The 21,108-nt window shown below is 72.8% G+C and carries 17 protein-coding genes; 9 read left to right on the forward strand and 8 right to left on the reverse strand.

Translation table 11 applies throughout. The annotated features are described in order from the left end of the window. Nucleotides 1–104: 104 nt before the first annotated feature. Both OG764_RS40355 and OG764_RS40360 read right to left on the reverse strand, forming a co-directional pair. Nucleotides 105–1,490: an FAD-binding oxidoreductase gene (locus tag OG764_RS40355; protein ID WP_328973822.1), complete on the reverse strand. Its 1,386-nt coding sequence runs from the start codon at nt 1,488–1,490 to the stop codon at nt 105–107. Then, nucleotides 1,487–3,043: a class I SAM-dependent methyltransferase gene (locus OG764_RS40360; RefSeq protein ID WP_328973823.1), complete on the reverse strand. Its 1,557-nt coding sequence runs from the start codon at nt 3,041–3,043 to the stop codon at nt 1,487–1,489. The genes OG764_RS40355 and OG764_RS40360 overlap by 4 nt, the downstream gene beginning before the upstream one ends. 488 nt (nt 3,044–3,531) lie before the next feature. On the opposite strand from OG764_RS40360, the gene OG764_RS40365 reads away from it, so the two are divergent. Both OG764_RS40365 and OG764_RS40370 read left to right on the forward strand, forming a co-directional pair. Beyond that, nucleotides 3,532–4,701: an epoxide hydrolase family protein gene (locus OG764_RS40365; RefSeq protein WP_328973824.1), complete on the forward strand. Its 1,170-nt coding sequence runs from the start codon at nt 3,532–3,534 to the stop codon at nt 4,699–4,701. A 47-nt stretch (nt 4,702–4,748) separates the two neighbouring features. Then, complete coding sequence (locus tag OG764_RS40370; protein WP_328973825.1) at nt 4,749–6,155, forward strand: extracellular solute-binding protein; 1,407 nt, start codon at nt 4,749–4,751, stop codon at nt 6,153–6,155. Between the two features lie 208 nt (nt 6,156–6,363). Here the strand turns inward: OG764_RS40370 and OG764_RS40375 are convergent, their stop codons facing one another. Beyond that, nucleotides 6,364–7,146, reverse strand: a complete 783-nt coding sequence (locus OG764_RS40375) for an alpha/beta fold hydrolase (RefSeq protein ID WP_328973826.1) — start codon at nt 7,144–7,146, stop codon at nt 6,364–6,366. A gap of 206 nt (nt 7,147–7,352) precedes the next feature. Here OG764_RS40375 and OG764_RS40380 point away from each other — a divergent pair, with 206 nt between their 5' ends. Next, complete coding sequence (locus tag OG764_RS40380) at nt 7,353–7,733, forward strand: DUF1801 domain-containing protein (RefSeq protein ID WP_328973827.1); 381 nt, start codon at nt 7,353–7,355, stop codon at nt 7,731–7,733. An 85-nt stretch (nt 7,734–7,818) separates the two neighbouring features. Here the strand turns inward: OG764_RS40380 and OG764_RS40385 are convergent, their stop codons facing one another. After that, on the reverse strand, nt 7,819–9,159 hold the full coding sequence (locus OG764_RS40385) for an acyltransferase family protein (RefSeq protein ID WP_328973828.1): 1,341 nt from the start codon (nt 9,157–9,159) through the stop codon (nt 7,819–7,821). Nucleotides 9,160–9,253: 94 nt separating this feature from the next. Further along, nucleotides 9,254–10,288: a carboxymuconolactone decarboxylase family protein gene (locus OG764_RS40390; protein WP_328973829.1), complete on the reverse strand. Its 1,035-nt coding sequence runs from the start codon at nt 10,286–10,288 to the stop codon at nt 9,254–9,256. Between the two features lie 322 nt (nt 10,289–10,610). Here OG764_RS40390 and OG764_RS40395 point away from each other — a divergent pair, with 322 nt between their 5' ends. Together OG764_RS40395 and OG764_RS40400 are read left to right on the forward strand one after the other, a co-directional pair. Further along, nucleotides 10,611–11,615 carry a class I SAM-dependent methyltransferase gene (locus OG764_RS40395; protein ID WP_328973830.1) on the forward strand — a complete coding sequence of 335 codons (1,005 nt, stop codon included), beginning with the start codon at nt 10,611–10,613 and terminating at the stop codon, nt 11,613–11,615. Nucleotides 11,616–11,730: 115 nt separating this feature from the next. Further along, entirely contained in the window at nt 11,731–13,386 is a 1,656-nt protein-coding gene (locus OG764_RS40400) for a thiamine pyrophosphate-binding protein (protein WP_328973831.1), read from the forward strand. 71 nt (nt 13,387–13,457) lie between these two features. Here OG764_RS40400 and OG764_RS40405 read toward each other — a convergent pair whose 3' ends face one another. Further along, nucleotides 13,458–15,038 (reverse strand): 4-hydroxyphenylacetate 3-hydroxylase family protein, encoded by a 1,581-nt coding sequence (locus OG764_RS40405; protein ID WP_328973832.1) that lies wholly within the window; start codon nt 15,036–15,038, stop codon nt 13,458–13,460. A gap of 253 nt (nt 15,039–15,291) precedes the next feature. Here OG764_RS40405 and OG764_RS40410 point away from each other — a divergent pair, with 253 nt between their 5' ends. The 3 genes from OG764_RS40410 to OG764_RS40420 are packed head-to-tail and all read left to right on the forward strand — an operon-like array spanning nt 15,292 to nt 18,356. Further along, nucleotides 15,292–16,473, forward strand: a complete 1,182-nt coding sequence (locus OG764_RS40410; RefSeq protein ID WP_328973833.1) for an acyl-CoA dehydrogenase family protein — start codon at nt 15,292–15,294, stop codon at nt 16,471–16,473. Nucleotides 16,474–16,522: 49 nt separating this feature from the next. Then, nucleotides 16,523–16,951 carry an SgcJ/EcaC family oxidoreductase gene (locus OG764_RS40415; RefSeq protein WP_328973834.1) on the forward strand — a complete coding sequence of 143 codons (429 nt, stop codon included), beginning with the start codon at nt 16,523–16,525 and terminating at the stop codon, nt 16,949–16,951. 31 nt (nt 16,952–16,982) lie between these two features. Continuing rightward, nucleotides 16,983–18,356 carry an FAD-dependent oxidoreductase gene (locus tag OG764_RS40420; RefSeq protein ID WP_328973835.1) on the forward strand — a complete coding sequence of 458 codons (1,374 nt, stop codon included), beginning with the start codon at nt 16,983–16,985 and terminating at the stop codon, nt 18,354–18,356. A gap of 212 nt (nt 18,357–18,568) precedes the next feature. Here OG764_RS40420 and OG764_RS40425 read toward each other — a convergent pair whose 3' ends face one another. Continuing rightward, complete coding sequence (locus OG764_RS40425; protein ID WP_328973836.1) at nt 18,569–19,609, reverse strand: saccharopine dehydrogenase NADP-binding domain-containing protein; 1,041 nt, start codon at nt 19,607–19,609, stop codon at nt 18,569–18,571. 98 nt (nt 19,610–19,707) lie between these two features. Between OG764_RS40425 and OG764_RS40430 the strand changes: the two genes are divergently transcribed. Further along, nucleotides 19,708–20,661 carry a helix-turn-helix domain-containing protein gene (locus tag OG764_RS40430; RefSeq protein ID WP_328973837.1) on the forward strand — a complete coding sequence of 318 codons (954 nt, stop codon included), beginning with the start codon at nt 19,708–19,710 and terminating at the stop codon, nt 20,659–20,661. Between the two features lie 12 nt (nt 20,662–20,673). Here the strand turns inward: OG764_RS40430 and OG764_RS40435 are convergent, their stop codons facing one another. After that, the gene (locus OG764_RS40435; RefSeq protein ID WP_328973838.1) at nt 20,674–21,093 is read right to left on the reverse strand and encodes a hypothetical protein; all 420 of its coding nucleotides are present in this window, start codon (nt 21,091–21,093) and stop codon (nt 20,674–20,676) included. Nucleotides 21,094–21,108 lie beyond the last annotated feature (15 nt).

Raw genomic sequence — 21,108 nt, forward strand, 5'->3', positions numbered from 1 at the left:
CAGGTCGCCACCCTCGCCCGGACATGACGAAGGCGGGTCGGCCGCGTCTTTTTCCCGCACGCAGTCGACCCGCCTCATGTCATGCCCCTGACAGCATCCTCGCATCAGACCTGCGGTACCGCCCCGCCGGCGACATCGCCGGCGAACCGCCCGGCCGGGTCGACGCGTTCGCGCACCCGCGCCACCGCCGCCGCCTGGTCCGCGCCCAGATGCCGCTGCGGCCGCCGGGCGTTCTCCACCAGGCTGGGCAGCGTGAACCCGGTGTCCCACGGCTGAAGTGCCTCACGGACCCGGTCGCAGTGCTCCTCCAGCGCCGCCACCGTCACCGTGCCGAACGGCGGCCCCGATCCCATGTAGGCGTACGAGGCGTCCACCCGGTTGAGCACCCCGCCCGCCGGGTCGGCCACCGCGAACGCGCCGCCGAGCTGCCGCAGCGAGGCGACCACCAGCGGGGACTTGGAACCCTCGCCCACCACGTCGAGGAACGCGGCCGCGCCGTCGCCGCCGAGCTCGTCCAGCAGCATGTGGTCGCCGACGAACGGCACCGGGTCCGCCGGATCCATGTGCGCGTGCAGCACCGCGGCCGGCTCCGCCGCGTGCCAGCTGTCCAGCAGCGGCGCCCCGATCGCCCGCAGCGGGCCGAGCAGTTCCTCGGCCTCGCGCCGGGCCGCCTCCGCGTCGCCCTCGGCCGCCGCGAGCACCGCGCCGTCCACGCACAGCACCGGCCCCGCCGCCAGCTCCGGCGGCACACCTGGCACCGGCGGCAGGTTCATCAGCCGCAGCGACGTCGTCACCGTCCGGGGCGCGCCCGGACTCCAGCGCAGCCAGGCCTCGAGCAGCCGCTCGGCCAGTGCCGCCGGCCAGTACGCCGCCCCCGTGACCACCCGGTGGGCGGGGAACAGCGCGACCTCCACGGCCGTGACGACGCCGAAGCCGCCGCCCCCGCCGCGCAGCGCCCAGAACAGATCGGGGTCCCGGTCCGCGTCCGCCCGTACCAGCGTGCCGTCCGCGGTGACCAGTTCGACCGCGCGCACGTGGTTCGCGGCCAGGCCCGTCGTACGGCCGTAGAAGCTGGCGCCGCCGCCGAGCGCGTAGCCGACGACACCGACGCCGGCCGACGAGCCGTGCGGTGCGGCCAGCCCGTGCGCGGCCGCCGCCTCGACGACCTCGCCCCAGCGGGTGCCGGCCGGCACCCGGGCCACCCGGCGCTCCGCGTCGATGCGCACACCGCCCGCGATCCTCGTACGGATCAGCAGCGAGCCGTCCATGGGGCGGGCCGCGCCCGAGGCGTGGCCGGTGCTGATCACCCGTACCGGCAGGTCCCGGTCCTGGGCGTGGGCCAGCGCGGCCCGGATGCCGTCGACGCCGTCGACGGTCACCGCGGCGGCCGGGTGCGCGGGCGCCGCCAGGTTGAAGACCTGGCTGGCCGCTTCGAAGGCGGGCGTGCCGGGCAGCGAGACGCCCGCCGGCCCGACGGCATGCGTGGTCATCGGGTCTCCTCGCGCACGGCGGTGATGAAGACGAACGTGCCCGGCCCGGACTCCTCGCGGATCGTCAGGCCTGCCCCGGCCAGCCAGCCCTTCAGCTCCTCGAGGTCGAAGAGCTCCAGCCCGCCGGAGTGCTGCGGGAAGCGGTGCGCGTGCGCGAAGTAGGCGTAGACCGGGTCGTCGGAACGCCGGAAGGTCAGCAGCGTGAACGTGCCGCCGGGCTTCAGGCAGCGGCCGACCTCGGCGATGGCCGCGGCCGCGTGGCTGTAGAAGGCCTGCAGCGCGTTCCAGCACACCACGGCGCCCAGCGAGGCGTCGTCGAAGGGCAGGTCGCTGGCGCTGGCCAGCACGGACGGCACCTCGGGGAGGCGGCTGCGCAGCGCGGTCAGCATGGGCAGGCCCATGTCGAGGGCGACCAGCCGCTCGGCGCCGACGATCTCCGCGATCACCTCGGTCCAGCGGCCCGCGCCGGCGGCGAGGTCGAGGACCGGCCCGTCCACCGGGTGGATGTTGCGGGCGAGATAGCCGTCCTCGCCGTCGAGGGTGATGTCGCCGCCCCAGTTCTGACCGCACAGCCGCAGGAACGCGGGCCGGGCCACGGCCTCGTAGAACAGGCCCATGCTGGGCACCTGGGAGAGCTTCTCCAGGAAGTCGGCGTGCCCGCCGGCGTCGTCGGCGGCGCGCTCCGTCAGATCGAGGATGCCGCCGGCCACCGGGTAGGAGACACCGCAGCCGGCGCACGTCACACCGCCCTCTCCGGCCCGCAGGTCCGCCTCGCAGGCGGGGCAGCGCAAGGCGGCCAGGTGCGGGGTGAACAGGTGCGCGGCGTCGACCCGGCCGGCGTCCGCGCCGTTGCCGGTGCGGCCCTGCACGGTGGCGGTGGGCGTGTTCTCGGGGGCGCCGTTGCACATCGCCCAGTACGCCTTGGCGCCGGTGTAGCCCAGCACGGTACGGGTGTCGTTCTCCCAGTTGGCGGTGATCTGCTCGGACGTGAGCGCGTTGATCCAGCTCGCGTCGAAGGCCAGCTCGTCGGCGTTGAGGGTCCACGCGGACGGCGAGGGCCACACCCGGCCCAGGTCCGGGCGCTCACCCGGTTCCAGGACGGTCAGGGCGCGGTCCAGGCGCGACAGGTCGTCCGGGGAGAGGCCGATGTCGAGCACGGCCTCCAGGATCCGGTCCCGGTCGGCCGGGAAGTGCGACAGGAGGTAGACCAGCGCCAGCGTCAGCGGCTCCCCGTCCCGGGCGCCCGGCACCAGGCCGAGGAAGAAGTCGAGGTGCTCGCGCACGGCCGAGGCGACCGGCCCGTCGAGGGCCGGGTACTCGGCCTCGGCGAGCAGGCCCAGCAGGACGAGGAGGTGGCCGAGGTGCTCGGGGGCGGCCTTCGGCAGCACGGCGGCGATGACCGGTACGGCGTCCTGCGCGGCCGGGGTCAGCGCGCCCGCGTCCCACACCGCGCCCACCAACTGCCGGTACGCGGCGGCGCTGTCCTCCGGCGCGGCCTGCAGGAAGGCGCCGACCAGTTCGGCGACGCCGGGGTGAGTGGTGGGAACCTTCATAAGAGCGCGTCCTCTCCGGGGTGCTGCTGCGGCGGGATGTGACGGCGGCGGCACCGGGCAGACGGAGAAACGATGGCCCCGGGGCCCGGCGCGCCCGGTCCGGATGCTGCCAGCGGCCCGATCCCCGCGGCATCTTCTGAACTGCCCTGTCCCCCGCGCCGCCACCGCACCGCCGCACCGCGGACCGCCGGCCGCGCGCACCACACAACCCGCCGCGCCGCGGGCCGCACGCACCACACAACCCGCCGGACCGCCGGCCGCACGTACGAAGCAACCCCTCACGCCGCGGGCCGCACGTACGAAGCAACCCCTCGCGCCGCGGGCCGCACGCATGAAGCAATTGCGGAGATGCGGCGCGATCCGGCCACGGCACAGGATGCAGCGGGGCGGGACACGTGTGCTCCCGGCCCGTTCGTCCCTGGTGGGCCCCGTCGCCCGCCCGGCCAGCCCACCTCGCCGGCTTACGGTCCGAAGCATCCGGAGTGCGCATGCAACCCTTCCGCATTGACATCCCGCAGGCCGACCTCGACGACCTGCACCGCCGGCTCGACGCGACCCGCTGGCCGGACGAGCTCCCCGGCGTCGGCAGCACCCGCGGGGTGCCGCTGGACCAGGTCCGCGAGCTCGCCGCGTACTGGCGCAACGGCTTCGACTGGCGGGCCGCCGAGGCCCGGCTCAACGCGTACCCGCAGTTCACCGACGAGATCGACGGCGAGGACATCCACTTCCTGCACGTGCGCTCCGCCGAGGCGGACGCGACGCCGCTGCTGCTGACGCACGGCTGGCCGGGCTCGGTCGCCGAGTTCCTCGACGTCATCGGCCCGCTGACGGACCCGCGCGCCCACGGCGGCGACCCGGCGGACGCCTTCCACGTGGTCATCCCCTCCATACCGGGGTACGGCTTCTCGACGCTGCGCCAGACCGGCTGGGACGTGCCGCGCATCGCCCGCGCCTGGGCCGAGCTGATGCGGCGCCTGGGCTACGACGGCTACATCGCGCAGGGCGGCGACGCCGGCTCCGTGATCTCCCAGGCCCTCGGCGGCATCGACGCCGAACACGTCATCGGCGTGCACGTCAACATGCTGATGACGTTCCCGTCCGGGGACCCCGCCGAGCTCGCCTCGCTCGACGAGCGCGACCAGGGCCGCCTGGGCAAGCTGGCCCGCTTCGACGGAGAGCTCTCCGGCTACATGAAGGTGCAGGCCACCCGCCCGCAGACGCTCGCGTACGGCCTCAACGACTCGCCGGCCGGCCAGCTCGCCTGGATCACCGAGCGGTTCGCCGAGTGGACCGACCCGGAGCGCGCCGAGCCGGAGGGCGTCGACCGCGACCTGCTGCTGACCATCGTGTCGATCTACTGGCTGACGGCCACCGCCGGCTCCTCCGCGCAGTTCTACTACGAGGGCGCCGAGGGCGTCCGCCAGGCCGCGGCCGGCATCCTGCCGCCGCCGCTGACCGTCCCCGTGGGCGTGGCGGTCTTCCCGCACGACATCTTCGTGCCGATCCGCAGCTTCGCCGACCGCGACATCCCGACGATCACGCACTGGACGGAGTTCGAGCGGGGCGGCCACTTCGCCGCCCTGGAGGAGCCCGCCCTGCTGACCCGGGACCTGCGCGACTTCGCCCGGGCCCTGAAGCCCGCCGCCGCCCAGGCGTGACCCGGAGCTCCCGCCCCTCCCCACGACGACGAGAAAGAGGCACCGGCATGACCGCAAGGACCGTGATCGACGTCTGGGTGGCCGACCTGACGTTCCCGGGCTACATGGACCGGCTGCACAAGCTGGCCGAGCAGTTCGAGCAGGCGCACCCCGAGTACCGGGTCAACGTCGAGGGGCGGGACTTCCGCACGCTGTCGACGGAGATCGCCGAGGCCGCGGCCGCGGGACGCCCGCCGGCCGTCGCCGAGTACTACTTCGCCGTCACCCGCGCGGCCCGCGACTCGCAGAACCACGAGGGCCGGCCGCTGTTCACCTCGGTGGAGAAGGCGATCGGCGGGCGCACCGAGATCCTCGGCGAGCCCGTCGTCATCGACGACATCCACCCGGCCGTGCGCGAGTACTACTCGTACGACGGCGACCTGACCTCCATGCCGACCGTGGCCACGGCCATGCTGACGTACGGCAACGCGAACGTCCTCAACGCGGCCGGCGTGACGGAGCTGCCGAAGACGTGGGACGAGCTGGAGAGCGCCTGCGAGAAGATCGCGGCCCTCGACGGCGGCCCCTCGCACGGCGTGACGTGGTCCAACCACGGCCTGTTCTTCCAGCAGGCGATCGCCGTCCAGGGCGGCGAGCTGGCCGACAACGACAACGGCCGCTCGGGCCCCGCCACCAAGGTCAACCTGGCCTCCGACGAGATGCTGACCTTCGCCGGCTGGTGGAAGAACCTCCACCAGAACGGCCACTACCTCTACACCGGCAAGATCCCCGACTGGGAGGCCAACCTCAAGGCCTGGGCCAGCCAGGACGTGGGCCTGCGCATCACCTCGTCGAACGACCTCAACTACATGGCGCAGGCCGCCGAGAACAGCGGCTTCGAGATGGTCGTCGGCCGCTTCCCGCGGGTCGACGGGCAGCCGTACGGCGGCAACATCATCGCCGGCACCTCGCTGTGGCTCACCGACGGGCTGGACGAGGCCACCCAGGACGGCGCGCTGGCCTTCATGAACTTCCTCAACAACCCGCGCAACGCGGCCGACCGGCACAAGGCGAGCAGCTTCGTGCCGGTGACCCGCTCCTCGTTCCGGCTGCTGGAGGAGGAGGGCTGGTTCGACGAGCACCCCTGGCACCGGCTCGCCTCCGAGCAGCTGGGCTCGTACCCCGAGGACGCCCCGCAGGAGGGTGCGCCGCCGTGCGTCGGCGCGCTGTTCGGCGACTTCGCGGGCGCGCAGGACGTCATGACCCGCGCCATGAGCGACGTACTGCTGGAGGACGCGGACATCACGCAGCGGTTCTTCGGGGCGACCGCGGAGGCCCAGCAGCTGCTGGACGAGTACCACGCGGACGCCGCCGTGGCCGGCCCCCGCAAGCCGACCAGCCTGCGCGTGGAGTACTTCCGGGACGCCGAGCTGTACACCGGCGCCGCCCTGGAGAACGCGGTACGCGCCGACTGACCCACCGGTGACCGAGCGGCCGCGGAGGTGAGGGACCGCGGCCGCTCCACCATGTCCGGGTGCCGGCGCGGGCGCCCGGCCGCCGCACGCACGGCGCGCGACCGGGGGTGGGCAACGCGAAGGGACCCCCGCGCCGGGACGGTCGTCCCGGCGCGGGGGTCCCTCTCCTGCGCCCCCGTTGTGCGGGCCTTGCGGCCCGCGGGCCGGTTCAGCCGGCGAGGAAGTTCTTCAGCTCGGGGGCGAGCACCGCCGGGTCCGGGGCGATGTCCTGGCCCGCGAGCGCCTGGTGCTTACAGTCCGGGACGGTCTCGGCGACCTTGTGGGCCGCGGCGTGCAGCCACGGAGCGGCGTTGCCGCCGTAGACCGCGAGCACGGGAGCCTTCACGTCGGCCAGCTCCGCCGGCACCGAGAAGTCGCCCATGATGGTGGTGTCGTACGGAAGGGTGTGCGCCAGCGACTCCAGGTCGCCCCAGAACGGCGCGAACCGCATGCCCGCGACGGCCTCGGCCGGCGCGCCCATGCCCTGGACCATGAAGAACTCCACCGCGTCGCCGCGGCGCTCGGCGGACGTGAGCTCCTTGAGCTGCTCGGTGAAGTCGGCCGGCGGCGTCGGGCCGTCCTCGCCGATGATGAACGGGGTGTCGTACAGCGCCAGCTTGGTGATCGGAACGCCGCTGGCGGCGGCCTTCAGCGCGAGGGCGCCACCGGCGGACATGCCGAACACCTTCGCGGCGCCGCCGGCTTCGGCGATCAGCGCGGCGAGGTCCTCGATCTCACGCTCGACCGCGTACTCGTCGGCGTCACCGCTGTCGCCACGACCACGGCGGTCGTAGTTGTACACGGTGAAGTGCGGGGCCAGCTGCTCGGCAAGCTGCGTCATCACCGGGTGCGCGCGCTCGCTGAACGACCCGCCCACGAGGATGAGCGGCTCGCCCTCCCCGGATCGGGTGTAGGCGATCGTCGTACCGTCGGCGGACTGGACTGTGTTCATTGTTCTCCTGCCACTGAATAGCCGTGTGGGGTCGCAGATGCTTGTGGTTCTGCCGGAATCAGCCTGGTGCCTGGTCAGCGGCCCCGCATCTTCTGGAATGCTCGATTCGGTATCCGAAGGGGTAACACGGCATTTCTGAAGATGCCCGTGGGGCGTGGGCGTGCAAGTCTGGCCGGAGCGCCGTCCACAGGATTTAGGGGAGAACCATGGGTAAGTTCGCGCCCGTCGAGGAGTACGTGACCGGTCTCGCGGACCATCCGCTGCGTGACATCGTCGACAAGCTCCTGCCGGTCATCAACGCCGCGCTGCCGGAGGCCTCCACCGGTGTCTACCATCAGGCGCCCACGTGGAGCGTCGGCGAGACCCTCGGCAAGGGCAACGTCTGCTACTTCCGCGCGTTCGGCAAGTACGTGACCTTCGGCTTCTGGAAGGGCCAGCTGCTTGACGACCCGTCCGGCCGGATCCAGGCCGCCTCCCGGGAGATGGGCCAGGTCAAGCTGACCTCCGTCGACGAGATCGACCCGGACCTGTTCACCAACTGGCTGCTCCAGGCCCGCGACCTGGAACTCGCCGAACTGGGCAAGTAACCGCCCCCGCTCGCACGGAAGGTGTCCCGGCCGATCCGGCCGGGACACCTTCTGCATGTGACGCCCGCTCAGCGCGCGGCCGGGCTCAGCGCGCGGCCACCCCCTCGCGGACGACGCCGTCGCCACCGGGCGCGCTGCCGCTGCCCGTACCGCTGTCGCCCTGCGGCGGGACCTGCCGGTCCGCGCGCTCCTTGCGGTCCACCCACCGGTGGACGGCCTTCAGGATCGGCTGCTCGACCAGGAAGTGGCTGATGCTGGAGATGATCACGGTGCCGATGAACACGGCCGACATCAGCTCGACGAAGCCGATCTGGCCGCGCAGCACGTTCATCAGGGCGGGCGGCTCACCGAAGATGCTGCCGCTCTTGAAGTAGAAGTACATGACGGCGAAGTGCCACAGGTAGATGCCGTAGGAGATACGGCCCAGGTAGCGCGACACCGGGTTGCTGACGATCGCGTCGATGACCCGGGACTTGGTCCCCGGCACCGTCAGCGGCATGACCAGCAGGTACGAGAAGACGAGCAGCAGACCGTACTGGACCAGCGCCGTGTCCGACGCCTCGTAGTCGCCGTAGCCGGGCTTGCCGAACGGCTGGAGGCAGTTGACGAGGTAGACGGCCAGCGCGCCGAGCCACAGCAGGTTCGGGCGCTTGCCGGCGAGGCGGTACAGGAACGGCTTGTCGTCCGGGTCGATCTCGACCTGCACGTGCATGATCGCCATCCACATGCCGAGGGCGAAGGCGCCGCCGACGGCCAGCGGCCACCAGTATTCCTGCGGGAAGGGGCCCATGACGGGGCGGTGGATGTAGTACGTCCAGCACGCCGAGAAGACCACCAGGGCGGCCGGCGGGATCAGCATCCGCCGGACCTTGGCCCGCACGGTACGGGCCCCGCGGGCCAGCCAGTGCATCACCAGGGCGAACACCGGCAGGGCCAGGTAGTACTGCATCTCGGCGGGCACGGTCCAGGCCGGGTCCATGCCGGGTATCCAGGTGTAGTCGTACACCTGGAGCATCAGGATCGGCCGCAGGACGTACCACGGCCCGTCGATGGAGTCGTAGTTCAGCAGGAACACGCAGGTCAGCGACAGGAGGATGTACGCCGGCCAGAGCCTGGCCAGCCGCTTGACGAGGAACGGGCCGACCGCGGGCCACTTGGAGCCGGTGAGCGTCCAACGGGCGAACGGACGGTAGAGCAGCATGCCCGAGAGCACGAAGAACGGGCCGAGGAAGATGGGCCGCATGCCGGCGAGGAAGAAGGCCCCGACGTCATTGCTGGGCGTGTCGGCGTAGGCACCCATGACGCCCGCGGTGAACGAGACGTGTACGGCGGTCACCGCGAGCGCACAGAGCGCACGGACGCCGTCGAGCCCCGGGACCCGCTTTCTCACATGGGCCGGTGCCCCCGACCGGTTGGCAGTCACCACTGCGAGCTCCTTCTGTCGACGCCGAGATGGCTCGTTCAGCATCGCGATGGCTCAAATTCGCGGCATCCTCTGGATTGCGGAATCGGCCGCTACTTCAGCGGGTCCCGAATACCGCGTCGGGTACGGGGAAACGCCCGGCGAGGTGCACGGCCGCCGACAGCGCGGCCCACGAGGTGAGTTCGATCAGCTCGCGGTCGCCGGCCGAGCGGGCCCGCAGCTCCGCGATGTCCGCCCCGGTCAGCTGGTACGGCGCGAACGCGGTCAGCAGCGCCACCGCGGCCGCCGGCCGGTCCTTCGCGTCGACCCCGTCAACCGCCTCGGCCAGCCAGGCCCGGCTGGGTCCGGCGGCCGCGCCGTCCCAGTCCTTCAGCCGGCCGCGCACGCACTCCCGTACCTCCCCGGGGATCCAGCCGGCGGCCTCCTCGACCGCGGCGACCGCCCGGCCGGCGGCGCTGGCCACCGACGGATTGCCGGCCGCCCAGGCCAGTTCCGGCGGCAGCGGCGCCTCGGGCAGCAGGCCGAGCGAGGCGCCCGCCCGCAGCGGCCCCGGCGCCACCGGGCGCATGCTGCGCGCGACGGTGCGCATCACCGGGCCGCGCACCACGCCGGGCGCCTGCTTCGGCATGGGCGAGTCCTCCAGGAACACCGTGACCATGCGGTTGAGGTAGTGGAAGGTGAGCGCGGTGCCGCAGATCTCGGGGGTCTCCGCCGCCGTGAACGGCAGCGCGCCCGCCGGGCCCTGCGCCGGCCGGCCGCTCGCCGCCGCCCACTCGGCCAGCCCCGCGGCCGCGGCGCGCGGCGCGGGCAGCACCTCCATCGCGGCCCGGTGCACCTCGACGCAGTACGGGCAGGTGTTGGCCTGCGACACGGCCGTCGCCACCAGCTCCTTGTCGGCCCGCGACACCAGCCCGTCGGCGAGCAGCGTCTCGCGCAGCAGCAGCCAGCCGGCCGCGAGCGGGCCCGGCGCCGGCGAGTGCAGGGCCAGCGGCGGCGCGAGCACCCCGAAGTCCGCCTCGGCCTGTCCGTACACGCGCGCGACCACCCCGTCCGCCTCGCCCGGCCGCACGGCGCGGACGTACCGGATCTGGCCCAGCGAGCCGCGCAGTACCGCCCGCACGATCGGCCTCACGGCCACCACCTCCTAGGGTGCGGAGCCTCCCGGCCGACGACGGCCGGACCCCGCCACGAGATCTCGTACGAGCCTGTCCGCTCGCACTGACCGGCGCATCTTCAAGGCTGCTGCGGCCCGTGCCACCGGGACCGCCGGGGCCGGACGGGACCTCACAGCACGTCAGAAGATGCAAGTTCGCTGTCGCAGACACGACGATTTCGGGAAGTAGCCGGGGGCATTTGCGCCCTCTCACGGAAGTGCACGGCTCACGACCGCCACCTCGGGAGGCCGAGGTGCACGGTGCGGCCCGAGAAATCCTCCAGATGGGATGGGAAACACCATGACCGTTGACCTCTCGCACGCCCCCACCGCCACCACCCACGTCGCGTCCATCTACAACTCCGCCGTCGCCGCCTGGGCGATCGCGGCAGCGTGGGAGCTCGGTGCGCTGGATGCGCTGTACGAGGCCAGAACGCTGGATGCGGAGGAGTTCGCCGTCACGCACGGCCTCGATCCGCAGGGCACCACCGGCCTGTTCCGCGCCCTGTCGGCCGTCGGCCTGGTGGAGCGCACCGGCGCCCGCGTCGTCGCGAACGACTCCTTCGACGCCGTCTACCACAACAAGTCGTTCTTCCACTGGCTCAGCATCGGCAGCGCCGAGCTGTTCCGCGAGCTGCCGTCCGTGCTGCGCAACGAGAACCGCAAGGGCGACTACTACACGCGCGACGCCGCCGCGATCGCGTACGCCTGCCGCGAGATCGACCACGTCACGTACGCGCCCACCTTCTGGTCGGCGCTGGGCCGCGTCGACTTCGACGTCACGCACGTCGCCGACCTCGGCTGCGGCAGCGGCGGTCGGCTGATGGACTTGATGCGCCACTTCCCCGGCGCCCGCGGCATCGGCGTCGACATCGCCCCGCCGTCCATCGAGGTCGCCAAGGGGGAGGTGGCCGCCAACGGGCTGGCCGCCCGCACCGAGTTCTTCGTGGGCGACGTGCTGCGCCTGGAGCGGCGGCCCGAGTTCGACGAGGTCGAGCTGCTGACGTGCTTCATGATGGGCCACGACTTCTGGCCCCGGGAGAACGCCATCGCCACCCTGCGCCGGCTGCGCGAGGTGTTCCCGAAGGCCAAGCGCTTCCTGCTCGGTGACGCGACCCGCACCAACCTGCCCGACACCCAGCTGCCCGTGTTCACGCTGGGGTTCGAACTGGGGCACGACCTGATGGGCACCTTCATCCCCACCATCGACAACTGGGAGTCGGTGTTCGCCGCCGGCGGCTGGGAGCTGGTGCGCACCAACCGCATCGAGATGACCGTGGGAGAGGTCATCTTCGAACTGGGCTGAGGCCCGGGCGCCACGGCCGGCTGCGGCGGGGGCGGTGCAGCGATGCACCTGTCCGCCCTCGTCCCGGCCCGCCTTCCACCGACCGCAACGATCGGCTTCACCTCGGAGGTTTCCGGTGACAACGCTCGCAGCGGGGGTCGCACAGGCTCTCGCCGACAGTGGCATACGGCACGCCTTCGGGGTGGTGGGCGGCGGCAACATCCTGGCCACGGCCGCCCTGACCGCGCACGGCGTGCACTACACGGCCGCCCGCCACGAAGGCGGCGCGATGGCCATGGCCGACGCCTACTACCGGGTGTCGGGGGAGGTCGCGGTGTGCACCACGACCCACGGCCCGGGCCTGGCCAACATCGCCACCCCGCTGGCCGAAGCGGTCAAGAACCGCAGCGCGGTGGTCCTGCTGTGCGGGGACGCACCCGTGGCGGGCCGGCGCCCGCACGACATCGACCAGAGCGCGTTCGCGGCCTCGCTGGGGGTGGCCGTCGTACGGCTGACCGACCCGGCGACGGCCCGCGCGCAGGCCGCGGCCGCGGTGCGCAGGGCCGCGGACGAGCAGTGCCCGGTGGCGCTGTTCCTGCCCGGCGACCTGCTCGCGGCGCCGCTGCCCGAACCGGAGCCGGCCGCCCTCGCCGCGCACCTGCCCGCCGCCTCGCTGCGGCCGGCGGCGGAGCCCGACGCCGTGCACGCGGTGATCGACGCGCTGGCCGGCGCCCGCCGCCCGCTGCTGCTGGCCGGGCTCGGCGCCTGGCGGGCGCAGGCCGGGAAGATCCTCACGGAGCTCGGGGACCGCCTGGGCGCGCTGTACGCGACGACCGTCATGGCCAACGGCCTGTTCGACGACACCCCCTGGTCGCTGGGCGTGTGCGGCGGTTTCGCCTCGCCGCCGTCGGCCGGCCTGATCGAGCAGGCCGACGTGGTGGTCGTGTTCGGGGCCCGGCTGGACACCTTCACCCTGCACGGCGGCCGGCTGCCCGGCCCGCACGCCACCGTCGTCCAGGTGGACACGGCCGACGCGCCGACGTCCGACCGCGTCGACCTGTGGGTGCGCGGCGACGCGGCGATGGTCGCCGCGCAGCTGCTGGACTGCGTGGACCGCGCGAAGGTGCCGGTGTCGGGCTGGCGGGAGGAGGCCGCGGCCGAGATCGCGGCCGGCGGCTGGCCGGCGCAGCCGTACGAGGACGCCGGCACGGCGGACCGCATCGACCCGCGCACCCTGACCTCGGCGCTGGCCCGGCTGCTGCCGGACGACCGCACCGTCATCACGGACGGCGGCCACTTCATCGGCTGGCCGGCCATGTACTGGAGCGTGCCCGACCCGGCCGGACTGGTCTTCACCGGCGCCTCGTTCCAGACCATCGGCCTGGGCTTCGCGGGTGCGGTGGGCGCCGCGGTGGGCCGGCCCGATCGTACGGCGGTCCTCGCGGTCGGCGACGGCGGGGCGCTGATGGGCCTGCCCGAGCTGGACACGCTGATCCGCACGGCCCGCTCGGCGCTCGTGGTGGTGTACGACGACGCCTCGTACGGGTTCGAGGAGCACATGTACCTGCCGCAGGGCGCCGACCCGCGCACCACCGGCTTCGCCGACACCGACTTCGCGGGGGTGGCCCGGGCGCTGGGCGCCGAGGCCGCCACCGTCCGGGTGCCCGCCGACCTGGACGCCGTACGGGCCTGGCTGGGCGCGGGCGGCCGGGGCACCCTGGTCCTCGACTGCAAGATCGTCACCGAGGTGATCGCGCCGTACCTGGCGGACCTGCTGGGGGTGCCCCGCTGACGGTCCGGGGATGCCCCGCTGACCGGGGTCCCGGGCGGGTCCGGTGACCCGTCCGGTCCCGGGCCCGGGGCTCAGTTGCCGAACATGCCGTTCCTGATGTCCCGGAACTCCTCGAAGGAGTTGAGGTCGGGGACGGTCCAGCCGTCGAGGTCGTACTCGCCCAGGCACTGGTCGACGAACGCCTTGTACTCGTCGAGCTGCCCGGACGCCGACTGGGCGAACAGCAGCTCGGCGCGCACGGCCTCGTGGTTGCCGGCGTAGTTGCGCTCGTACAGCTCGTGCCGGCCGCCGAACTCGGTGCCGACGGCGTCCCACAGGAGCTTGAGGACCTTGACGCGCTCGACGGCCTCGATGCCGCCCGAGCCGCGGACGTACTTGTCGAGGTACGGGCGGATCTCGGGGTTCTTGAAGTCGTCGGCGCTGGAGTTGAGGTAGATCAGGCCGCTGGCGACGTCCTGCTGGACGATCTCCTTGATGCGCGGGTAGCCGATCTGCATGAACCACCGGTACGCCATCCCGTACTGCGGGTTGGGCAGCACCGCGCCGTTCTTCCACTTCACCGGGTTGCGGGCGGCGGCGTCGGACAGGCCCCAGAAGAGGTTGCGCCAGGCGAGGACCTCGCCGAGGCGGGTCTGTACCCCGCGGAAGTCCTGGGTGCCGGTGATCTCCAGGGCCTTGGCGAGGGCCCCGGCGATGAACTCCAGCTTGACGGCGAGGCGGGTGCAGCCGTGGAAGGTGAAGCGCTCCATGAAGCCGGACTGCCCGGAGAACATCTGGATCTTGCCGATGTCCCCGTAGATGAACACGTCCTCCCAGGGGATGAGCACCTTGTCGAGGACGAGGATGGTGTCGTTCTCGTCGAGTCGGGAGGAGAGCGGGTAGTCGAAGGGGCTGCCCATGACCGCGGAGGTGGCGGTGTAGGAGGGGCGGCAGATCAGCTTCACGCCGCGGGCGCCGGTGGGGATGGTCGCCACCAGGGCGAACTCCTTGTTCTTCACCGGCAGCCCGTAGTGGGCGATGAAGTTGTGGTGGGTGAGCGCCGAGCCGGTGGCGACGACCTTGGCGCCGCTGACGATCAGGCCGGCGTCGGTCTCCTTCTCCACGTGCACGAAGACGTCCTTGACCTGGTCCGGCGGCAGGCTCCGGTCGACCGGCGGGTGCACGATCGCGTGGTTCCAGTAGAGGACCTTCTCCTGCGACTCCTTGTACCAGCGGCGGGCGTTGTCGGAGTACGGGGCGTAGAAGTCGGCGTTGGCGCCGAGGGTGCCGAGGAAGGCGGCCTTGTAGTCGGGGCTGCGGCCCATCCAGCCGTAGCTCATCCGGGACCAGGCGGCGATGGCCTGCTGGTCGGCGACGAGGTCCTCGGCGCTGCGCGGGGTGGTGAAGAAGCGGTGGGTGTAGCCGTTGCCGCTGTCGGTGGGGCAGGTCAGCACCGGCTTGGTCTTCGGGTCGTGCAGGGCGTCGTAGAGCCGCGCAGTCATCGCCACCGGGTTGGCGAACGCCGGATGGGTGGTGAGGTCCTTGACCCGCTCGCCGTAGATGAACACCTCGCGGTCGTCGCGCAGGCTCTCCACGTACTCCGCGCCGGTCAGGGGCCGGGTGGCAGGGGCGGCCTGGTCGCGCGCGGCATCGGGACGGTTCTCGTCGGTCATTGACAGATTCCCTCTCGGCGGCCGGCAGGACAGGGAGCGCCGCGGGGGCGGACGCGCCGGGTCCTCATCGTGGCAGTCGCCCCAGGCCGGGGCTTCTTTCTGATTGCCCACCTGGGCCGGCGGGGCCGCTGCGCGCGCGGGCCCGGGCCGCCGGGCGGGCCAACAGCGCAATCCAGAAGGTGACCGGCCCGCTCCGTCGGTGTGACGGTCTGGCGGTACCCCGATCCTCACCGCCCCGGTCCTGGAGGAAACGATGCCCAACGCCGTCATCCCGACTCGTGCCCAGCTCGTGCAGCGGGCCGCCGAACTGGCACCGGTGCTCAAGAAGTTCGCGGCGCAGGCCGAAGCGGACCGGCGACTGCACGACGACACGATCGAGGCGCTGACCGAGGCCGGCTTCTTCAAGCTGCGGGTCCCCAAGCGGTACGGGGGCTACGAGACCGACACGCGCACGCTCGTCGACGTCGCCGCCGAACTGGGGCGCGCGGACGGCGCGACGGCGTGGACCACGTCCGTGTACTGGATCCCGACCTTCATGACCGCCATGTTCCCGGACGCCGTCCAGGACGAGGTGTTCAGCACTCCCGACGTGCGCATCTGCGGCACGCTCAGCCCGTCCGCGCAGGCCGCCCCGGCCCCGGGCGGCATCGTCGTCAACGGCAAGTGGAGCTTCGTCAGCGGCGCCCACCACAGCCACTGGCAGGAGATCGTCGCGGTGCTGTTCGGCGCCGACGGCCCGCCGCAGCCCATCATGGCGCTGGTCCCGATCGGCGACCTGCAGATCGTGGACGACTGGCACACCTCGGGGCTGCGCGGCACCGGCAGCGTCAGCACCGTCGCCCAGGACCTGTTCATCCCGCAGGAGCGGGTGCTGCCGCTCGGCGCGGTCCTCCAGGGCCAGTACGCCTCCGAGCTGAACAGGGACAACCCCGTCTACCGCACCCCGCTGCTGCCCGTCGCGTCCGCGTCGTCCGTCGGCACCGTCCTGGGTCTGGCCCGCGCCGCGAAGGACGCGTTCCTGGAGCGCGTGACCTCCCGCGGGATCACGTACACCGGCTACGAGAAGCAGGCCGAGGCTCCGATCACGCACCACCAGGTCGCCGAGGCCACGCTCAAGACCGACCAGGCCGAGTTCCACGCGCACCGACTGTCCGGGCTCGTCGACTCCAAGGGCGAGTCGGGTGCCGAGTGGTCGCTGGAGGAGCGGGCCCGGGCCCGGGCGGACATGGGCGCGGTGGTCCGCCTCGCCAAGGAGGCCGTGGACATCTTCGCGAGCGCCGGCGGCGGCTCGTCGATCTACTCGGACGCCCCGCTGCAGCGCATCACCCGGGACATCCAGGCCGTCAGCCTGCACGCGCTGATGAACCCGAACACCAACAGCGAGCTCTACGGCCGGATCCTGCTCGGCCAGGAGCCCAACACCCTCTACATCTGACGCCCGGCCCCGCCTCCGCCCCGCCCACCGTAGAAGGAGCACTCCTGCCATGACCGACACCACGCAGAACGCCACGGCCGAGCCGAGCGACCAGGACAAGGCGGCCATCGCCGCCATCCCGCAGCGGATCGTCGCCGCCTGGGAGAAGTACGACGCCGACGCCTTCGCCGAGGTGTTCACCCCCGAGGGGACGCTGATCCTGCCGGGCGTCTTCGAGCAGGGACGCGAGGCCATCCGCGCCTTCGTCGCCGCCGCCTGGGCCGGCCCGTTCAAGGGCACCCGGGTCACCGGCGCCCCGGTCAACATCCGCTTCGCCGGCCCCGAGGCCGGGATCGTGATCACGCAGGGCGGCATCCTCAACCCCGGCGCGGACGAGCTGACCCCCGAGCGCTCCGTCAACGCCTCCTGGGTCGTCGTCAAGCGCGACGGCCAGTGGTACCTCGGCGCGTACCAGAACACCCCGCGCTACGCCGCGTGACCGGCAGACGAACTTCAGAAAGGTGGTCAGGATGGCCGGCCAGATAGGCGAGCGCGCGATCGTGCTCGGCGGCAGCATGGCGGGACTCATCGCGGCGCGGGTCCTGTCGGACTCGTACGGCGAGGTCCTCATCGTCGATCGCGACGCGCTGACCGGGAGCGATGCCCGGCGCGGCGTCCCGCAGGGAAACCACGTCCACGGGCTGCTCGCCGCCGGCCAGCAGATCCTGGAGGAGCTGTTCCCCGGTTTCACCCAGGGTGCCGTCGACTCCGGCATCCCCACGGGTGACCTGGGCGAGCTGCGCTGGTACTTCAGCGGGAAGCGGCTGAGCCCGTCCACCACCGGATGCCTGTGCGTCTCGGCGGCCCGGCCGGTGCTGGAGGACCGGGTCCGCGAGCACGTGCTGGCGACGCCGGGCATCAAGGTGCTCGACCGGCACTCCATCGACGCCCTCGTGACCGACGAGGACGGCACCCACGTCACCGGGGTCACCGTCACCCCGCAGGGCGACGGCACGGCGGCGTCGTACTCGCTGACCGCCGACCTCGTCATCGACGCCACGGGCCGCGCCTCGCGGACCCCGGTGTGGCTGGAGGAGCTGGGGTACGAGCGGCCCGACGAGGACCGCGTCAAGATCGACCTCAGCTACACGACCCGGAAGTTCCGGCTGCCCGACGAGTCGATCCTGAACGGCGACCTGTCGATCAACCCGGTCTCCGGTCCGGCCACCCGCCGCGGCGCGTTCTTCTCGCGGATCCAGGACGGTCTGTGCGCGGTCTCCCTCACCGGCGTCCTGGGCGACAGCGCCCCGGCCGACCTCGAGGGCTTCCTCGCCTGGACGCAGACCCTGCCGGTCACCGACGTGTACGACGTCCTCAAGGACGCCGAGCCCGTCGACGACGGCGCGACCTTCAAGTACCCGGCGAGCGTGCGGCGCCACTACGAGCGGCTCGACCGGTTCCCGGGCGGGTACCTGGTGCTCGGCGACGCCGCGTGCAGCTTCAACCCGGTGTACGGGCAGGGCATGACGGTCGCGGCGCAGGAGGCGATCGTGCTGCGCGAGCACCTGGGCCGCGGCCCGGTCGACGCGCTCGCGTTCTTCGGCGACATCAACAACGTCATCGAAGTGCCGTGGACGTTCTCGGCCGGCGGCGACCTCGGCTTCCCCGAGGTCGAGGGCGAGCGGACCCCCGAGGTCGTCATGGGCGGCATGTACATGGCCAAGCTGCAGGCCGCGGCGACCGTGGACCCGTACGTCACCGGCACGTTCATGCGGGTCGCCGGCCTGGTCGACCCCCCGCAGAACCTCTTCAGCCCCAAGATGCTCTACCGCGTCCTGCGCGGCGCCAAGCAGGCCGCCCTCCAGTCCGCACAGGAAGCCCCCCAGCAGACGGCGGCCGCGTAACGGCTCCCGCCGCACAACACACCGCCCCCTTCCGTCCACACCCACTGCGGGACGGAAGGGGGCGCCCCCGCATGTGCCCCCGCGACCGCGAACCCCCAGCCCCACCTGGGGGTACCCCCGGACGAAGTCTGGGGGAGTTTGAGGCGCGGGTCCGGGCGGAGCCCGGTGCCCGGCGCCGGCCGGGGTGGGCCGGGATCAGCGCCCGGCCGGGCTCAGCGCCCGATCTCCACCGTCAGGACGGTGTCCAGCGCCCGCAGGAAGTCCGCCGCGTCGAACATCGCCCCGGCGGACGCCACCCCCTCGACCCGGGCCCGCCCGGCCAGGAGCCGGGCCACGGCCTCGACCGCCAACGGCGCGGTGACCGCGTAGATGTCCCGCCCGCGCGCCGTCGCCCGACGCTCACCGCCGCCCGCGGCGATCCGCACGTCCACCACGAACGTCTGGTCGGAGCGCCCCAACTCATCGGCGGCCCGCGGCCCCGGCGTGTCCTGCCCCGACAGGTCCCGCAGGTCCCGCGCCGCCTCGACGCTCATGTGGGTCCGCACCTCCGGCACGGCCAGATGGCTGGGCACGGTGACGACATCGGCCATCGTGAAGTCCGCGACGACCGCGCGCCGCCCGAGCGGCTCGGGGAAGACCCACTCCTGCTCCACCGGCCGCTCCTCGTGGTACTGGAGCGCGCCGTCCGCGAACCGCACCCGGCGCCCGGCGCGCCGCTCGTGCGAGACCTGCCCGGCGATCCGCGTGCCCGGCGTCGGGTGCCAGCTGTTCAGCCCGTACGCGACCTGCACCGCGTCCGCGCCGGTCAGCTCCCCCATCGCCGCGGTCACCAGCAGGTCGCCGAGGCCCCCGTAGAACGCCATCGCCGGCACCACCGGGACGCCCGCCTCCCGGGCCGCGTCCGCGTACCGGTCGAACATCGCGGCGTTCGCCTCGATCTCGGCCGCGACGTCGACGTACGGGATGCCCGCGCGCAGCGCCGCCTCGACGACCGGGCCGGCGGTGACGGCGAACGGTCCGGCGCAGTTGACGACGGCCGCGGCCCCGGCCAGCGCCCGGTCCAGCGCGTCCGCGTCGTCCACGGCGGCGGGCCGTACCGCCACGTCCGGCCGCTCGGCGGCCAGCGCCTCCAGCCGGTCGGCGTCGCGCCCGGAGACGATGACGGCGAAGCCGCGCCGCAGGAGTTCCACGACGACGAACCGGCCGGTGTGCCCCGTGGCCCCGTAGACGACCACCGCAGTCTTCGCGCTCATCACTGTTCCCCGTTCCGTCGTTGCGTTGCCTCCAGTCTGGGCGCGTACGGCACGGGACCGTGATGGTCCGGAACGACCTCACCCGTACACTTTCGGACATGCCCACAGTCGCCATCCCCGCCGTCGGCCGGCTCCTGCACTTCGAGCTGGCGGTGGCCTGCGAGATCTTCGGCAATCCGCCGCCGGGCGCCGAGGAGGCCTGGTACGACGTACTCCTCTGCGGGCCCGAGCCGGTGCGGGTCGGCCCGTTCACGGTGCGGCCCGAGCACGGCCTGGACCGGCTGGCGGGCGCCGACACGGTGATCGTGCCCGCGTGCGCGGACGTCGACGACCCGCTCCCTGCGGACCTGGTCGAGGCCGTACGGACGGCCCACGCGGCGGGCGCCCGTATCGCCTCGCTCTGCACGGGGGCGTTCGTCCTCGGCGCGGCCGGCCTCCTGGACGGCCGCCGGGCGACCACCCACTGGGCCCACGCCGCGGACCTGAGCGCCCGTCACCCGCTCGCCGAGGTCGACCCGGACGTCCTCTACACGGACAACGGCAGCGTGCTCACGGCCGCGGGCAAGGCGGCCGCCGTGGACCTGTGCCTGCACCTGGTCCACCTCGACCACGGCGCCGCCGTCGCCAACACGGTGGCCCGCCGCCTGGTCATGTCCCCGCACCGGGCGGGCGGCCAGGCCCAGTTCGTGGCCACCCCGGTCCAGGCCCGCGGCGACCACGCGCTCGCCCAGCTCCTCGCCTGGGCCCAACAGCGCCTCGACCAGCCGCTGACGGTCACCGACATGGCCCGCAAGGCCAACACCAGCACCCGCCACCTCGGCCGCCAGTTCCACGCGGCGATCGGCCAGACCCCCCTCCAGTGGCTCCTCACCCAGCGCGTCCGCCGCGCCCAGGAACTCCTCGAGTCCACCGACGACACGATCGAAGCGGTCGCCGCCGCCACCGGCATGGGCACGGCCACCACCCTCCGCCGCCACTTCAAACGCGCGGTAGGCGTCCCCCCGGACACCTACCGCCGCACCTTCCGCCCGACCGGCACGCCGACGGGCTGACGCGTGCGCCGGTCAGGCGAGTTGCAGCTTCGCGGGGCGACCCGTCGATGCGGGCGGGGCCTGCCGGTAGGTCGGGAGCTTCAGGGTGGGGAGGTCATCTGCCTGCATGCGGGCGAGGGCGGTGCGGAACGCCGCCTCCATCGCCTCGGAAGACTCGTACTTCGCCGCGAGGGGGTGAAGCCGGTACGAGTTGCCGCGGCGTTCCCCGCTGCGCGGCCTGAGCACGATGTTCAGCTCGCAGAGCGGCGCCATGAGGGCGCTGACCGCCTGCGGTGTGACGCCGTACTCGGCAGCCATGTCCTTCTGCTGCACAGGCAGCGACCCGCCGAAATCGCTCCGGAAGACCAGGTACTGGAGAAACTTGACGGCGGCCCCCGACAACGGCAGGGCCCAGATGCGTTCCGCGACGATCGGAGACGTGACGTTAAGCATGGGACAGCCTTCCTC

This window comes from Streptomyces sp. NBC_00239 (genome assembly GCF_036194065.1).
In the GTDB taxonomy this organism is placed as follows: Bacteria; Actinomycetota; Actinomycetes; order Streptomycetales; family Streptomycetaceae; genus Streptomyces.

Bases quoted from the DNA above. Each gene is read 5' to 3' on its own strand.
- OG764_RS40370 (WP_328973825.1), top strand. From the start codon at position 4,749: ATGACCGCAAGGACCGTGATCGACGTCTGGGTGGCCGACCTGACGTTC.
- OG764_RS40420 (WP_328973835.1), top strand. From the start codon at position 16,983: ATGGCCGGCCAGATAGGCGAGCGCGCGATCGTGCTCGGCGGCAGCATG.
- OG764_RS40415 (WP_328973834.1), top strand. From the start codon at position 16,523: ATGACCGACACCACGCAGAACGCCACGGCCGAGCCGAGCGACCAGGAC.
- OG764_RS40425 (WP_328973836.1), bottom strand. From the start codon at position 19,609: ATGAGCGCGAAGACTGCGGTGGTCGTCTACGGGGCCACGGGGCACACC.
- OG764_RS40365 (WP_328973824.1), top strand. From the start codon at position 3,532: ATGCAACCCTTCCGCATTGACATCCCGCAGGCCGACCTCGACGACCTG.
- OG764_RS40410 (WP_328973833.1), top strand. From the start codon at position 15,292: ATGCCCAACGCCGTCATCCCGACTCGTGCCCAGCTCGTGCAGCGGGCC.
- OG764_RS40375 (WP_328973826.1), bottom strand. From the start codon at position 7,146: ATGAACACAGTCCAGTCCGCCGACGGTACGACGATCGCCTACACCCGA.
- OG764_RS40430 (WP_328973837.1), top strand. From the start codon at position 19,708: ATGCCCACAGTCGCCATCCCCGCCGTCGGCCGGCTCCTGCACTTCGAG.
- OG764_RS40405 (WP_328973832.1), bottom strand. From the start codon at position 15,038: ATGACCGACGAGAACCGTCCCGATGCCGCGCGCGACCAGGCCGCCCCT.
- OG764_RS40355 (WP_328973822.1), bottom strand. From the start codon at position 1,490: ATGACCACGCATGCCGTCGGGCCGGCGGGCGTCTCGCTGCCCGGCACG.
- OG764_RS40435 (WP_328973838.1), bottom strand. From the start codon at position 21,093: ATGCTTAACGTCACGTCTCCGATCGTCGCGGAACGCATCTGGGCCCTG.
- OG764_RS40395 (WP_328973830.1), top strand. From the start codon at position 10,611: ATGACCGTTGACCTCTCGCACGCCCCCACCGCCACCACCCACGTCGCG.
- OG764_RS40360 (WP_328973823.1), bottom strand. From the start codon at position 3,043: ATGAAGGTTCCCACCACTCACCCCGGCGTCGCCGAACTGGTCGGCGCC.
- OG764_RS40380 (WP_328973827.1), top strand. From the start codon at position 7,353: ATGGGTAAGTTCGCGCCCGTCGAGGAGTACGTGACCGGTCTCGCGGAC.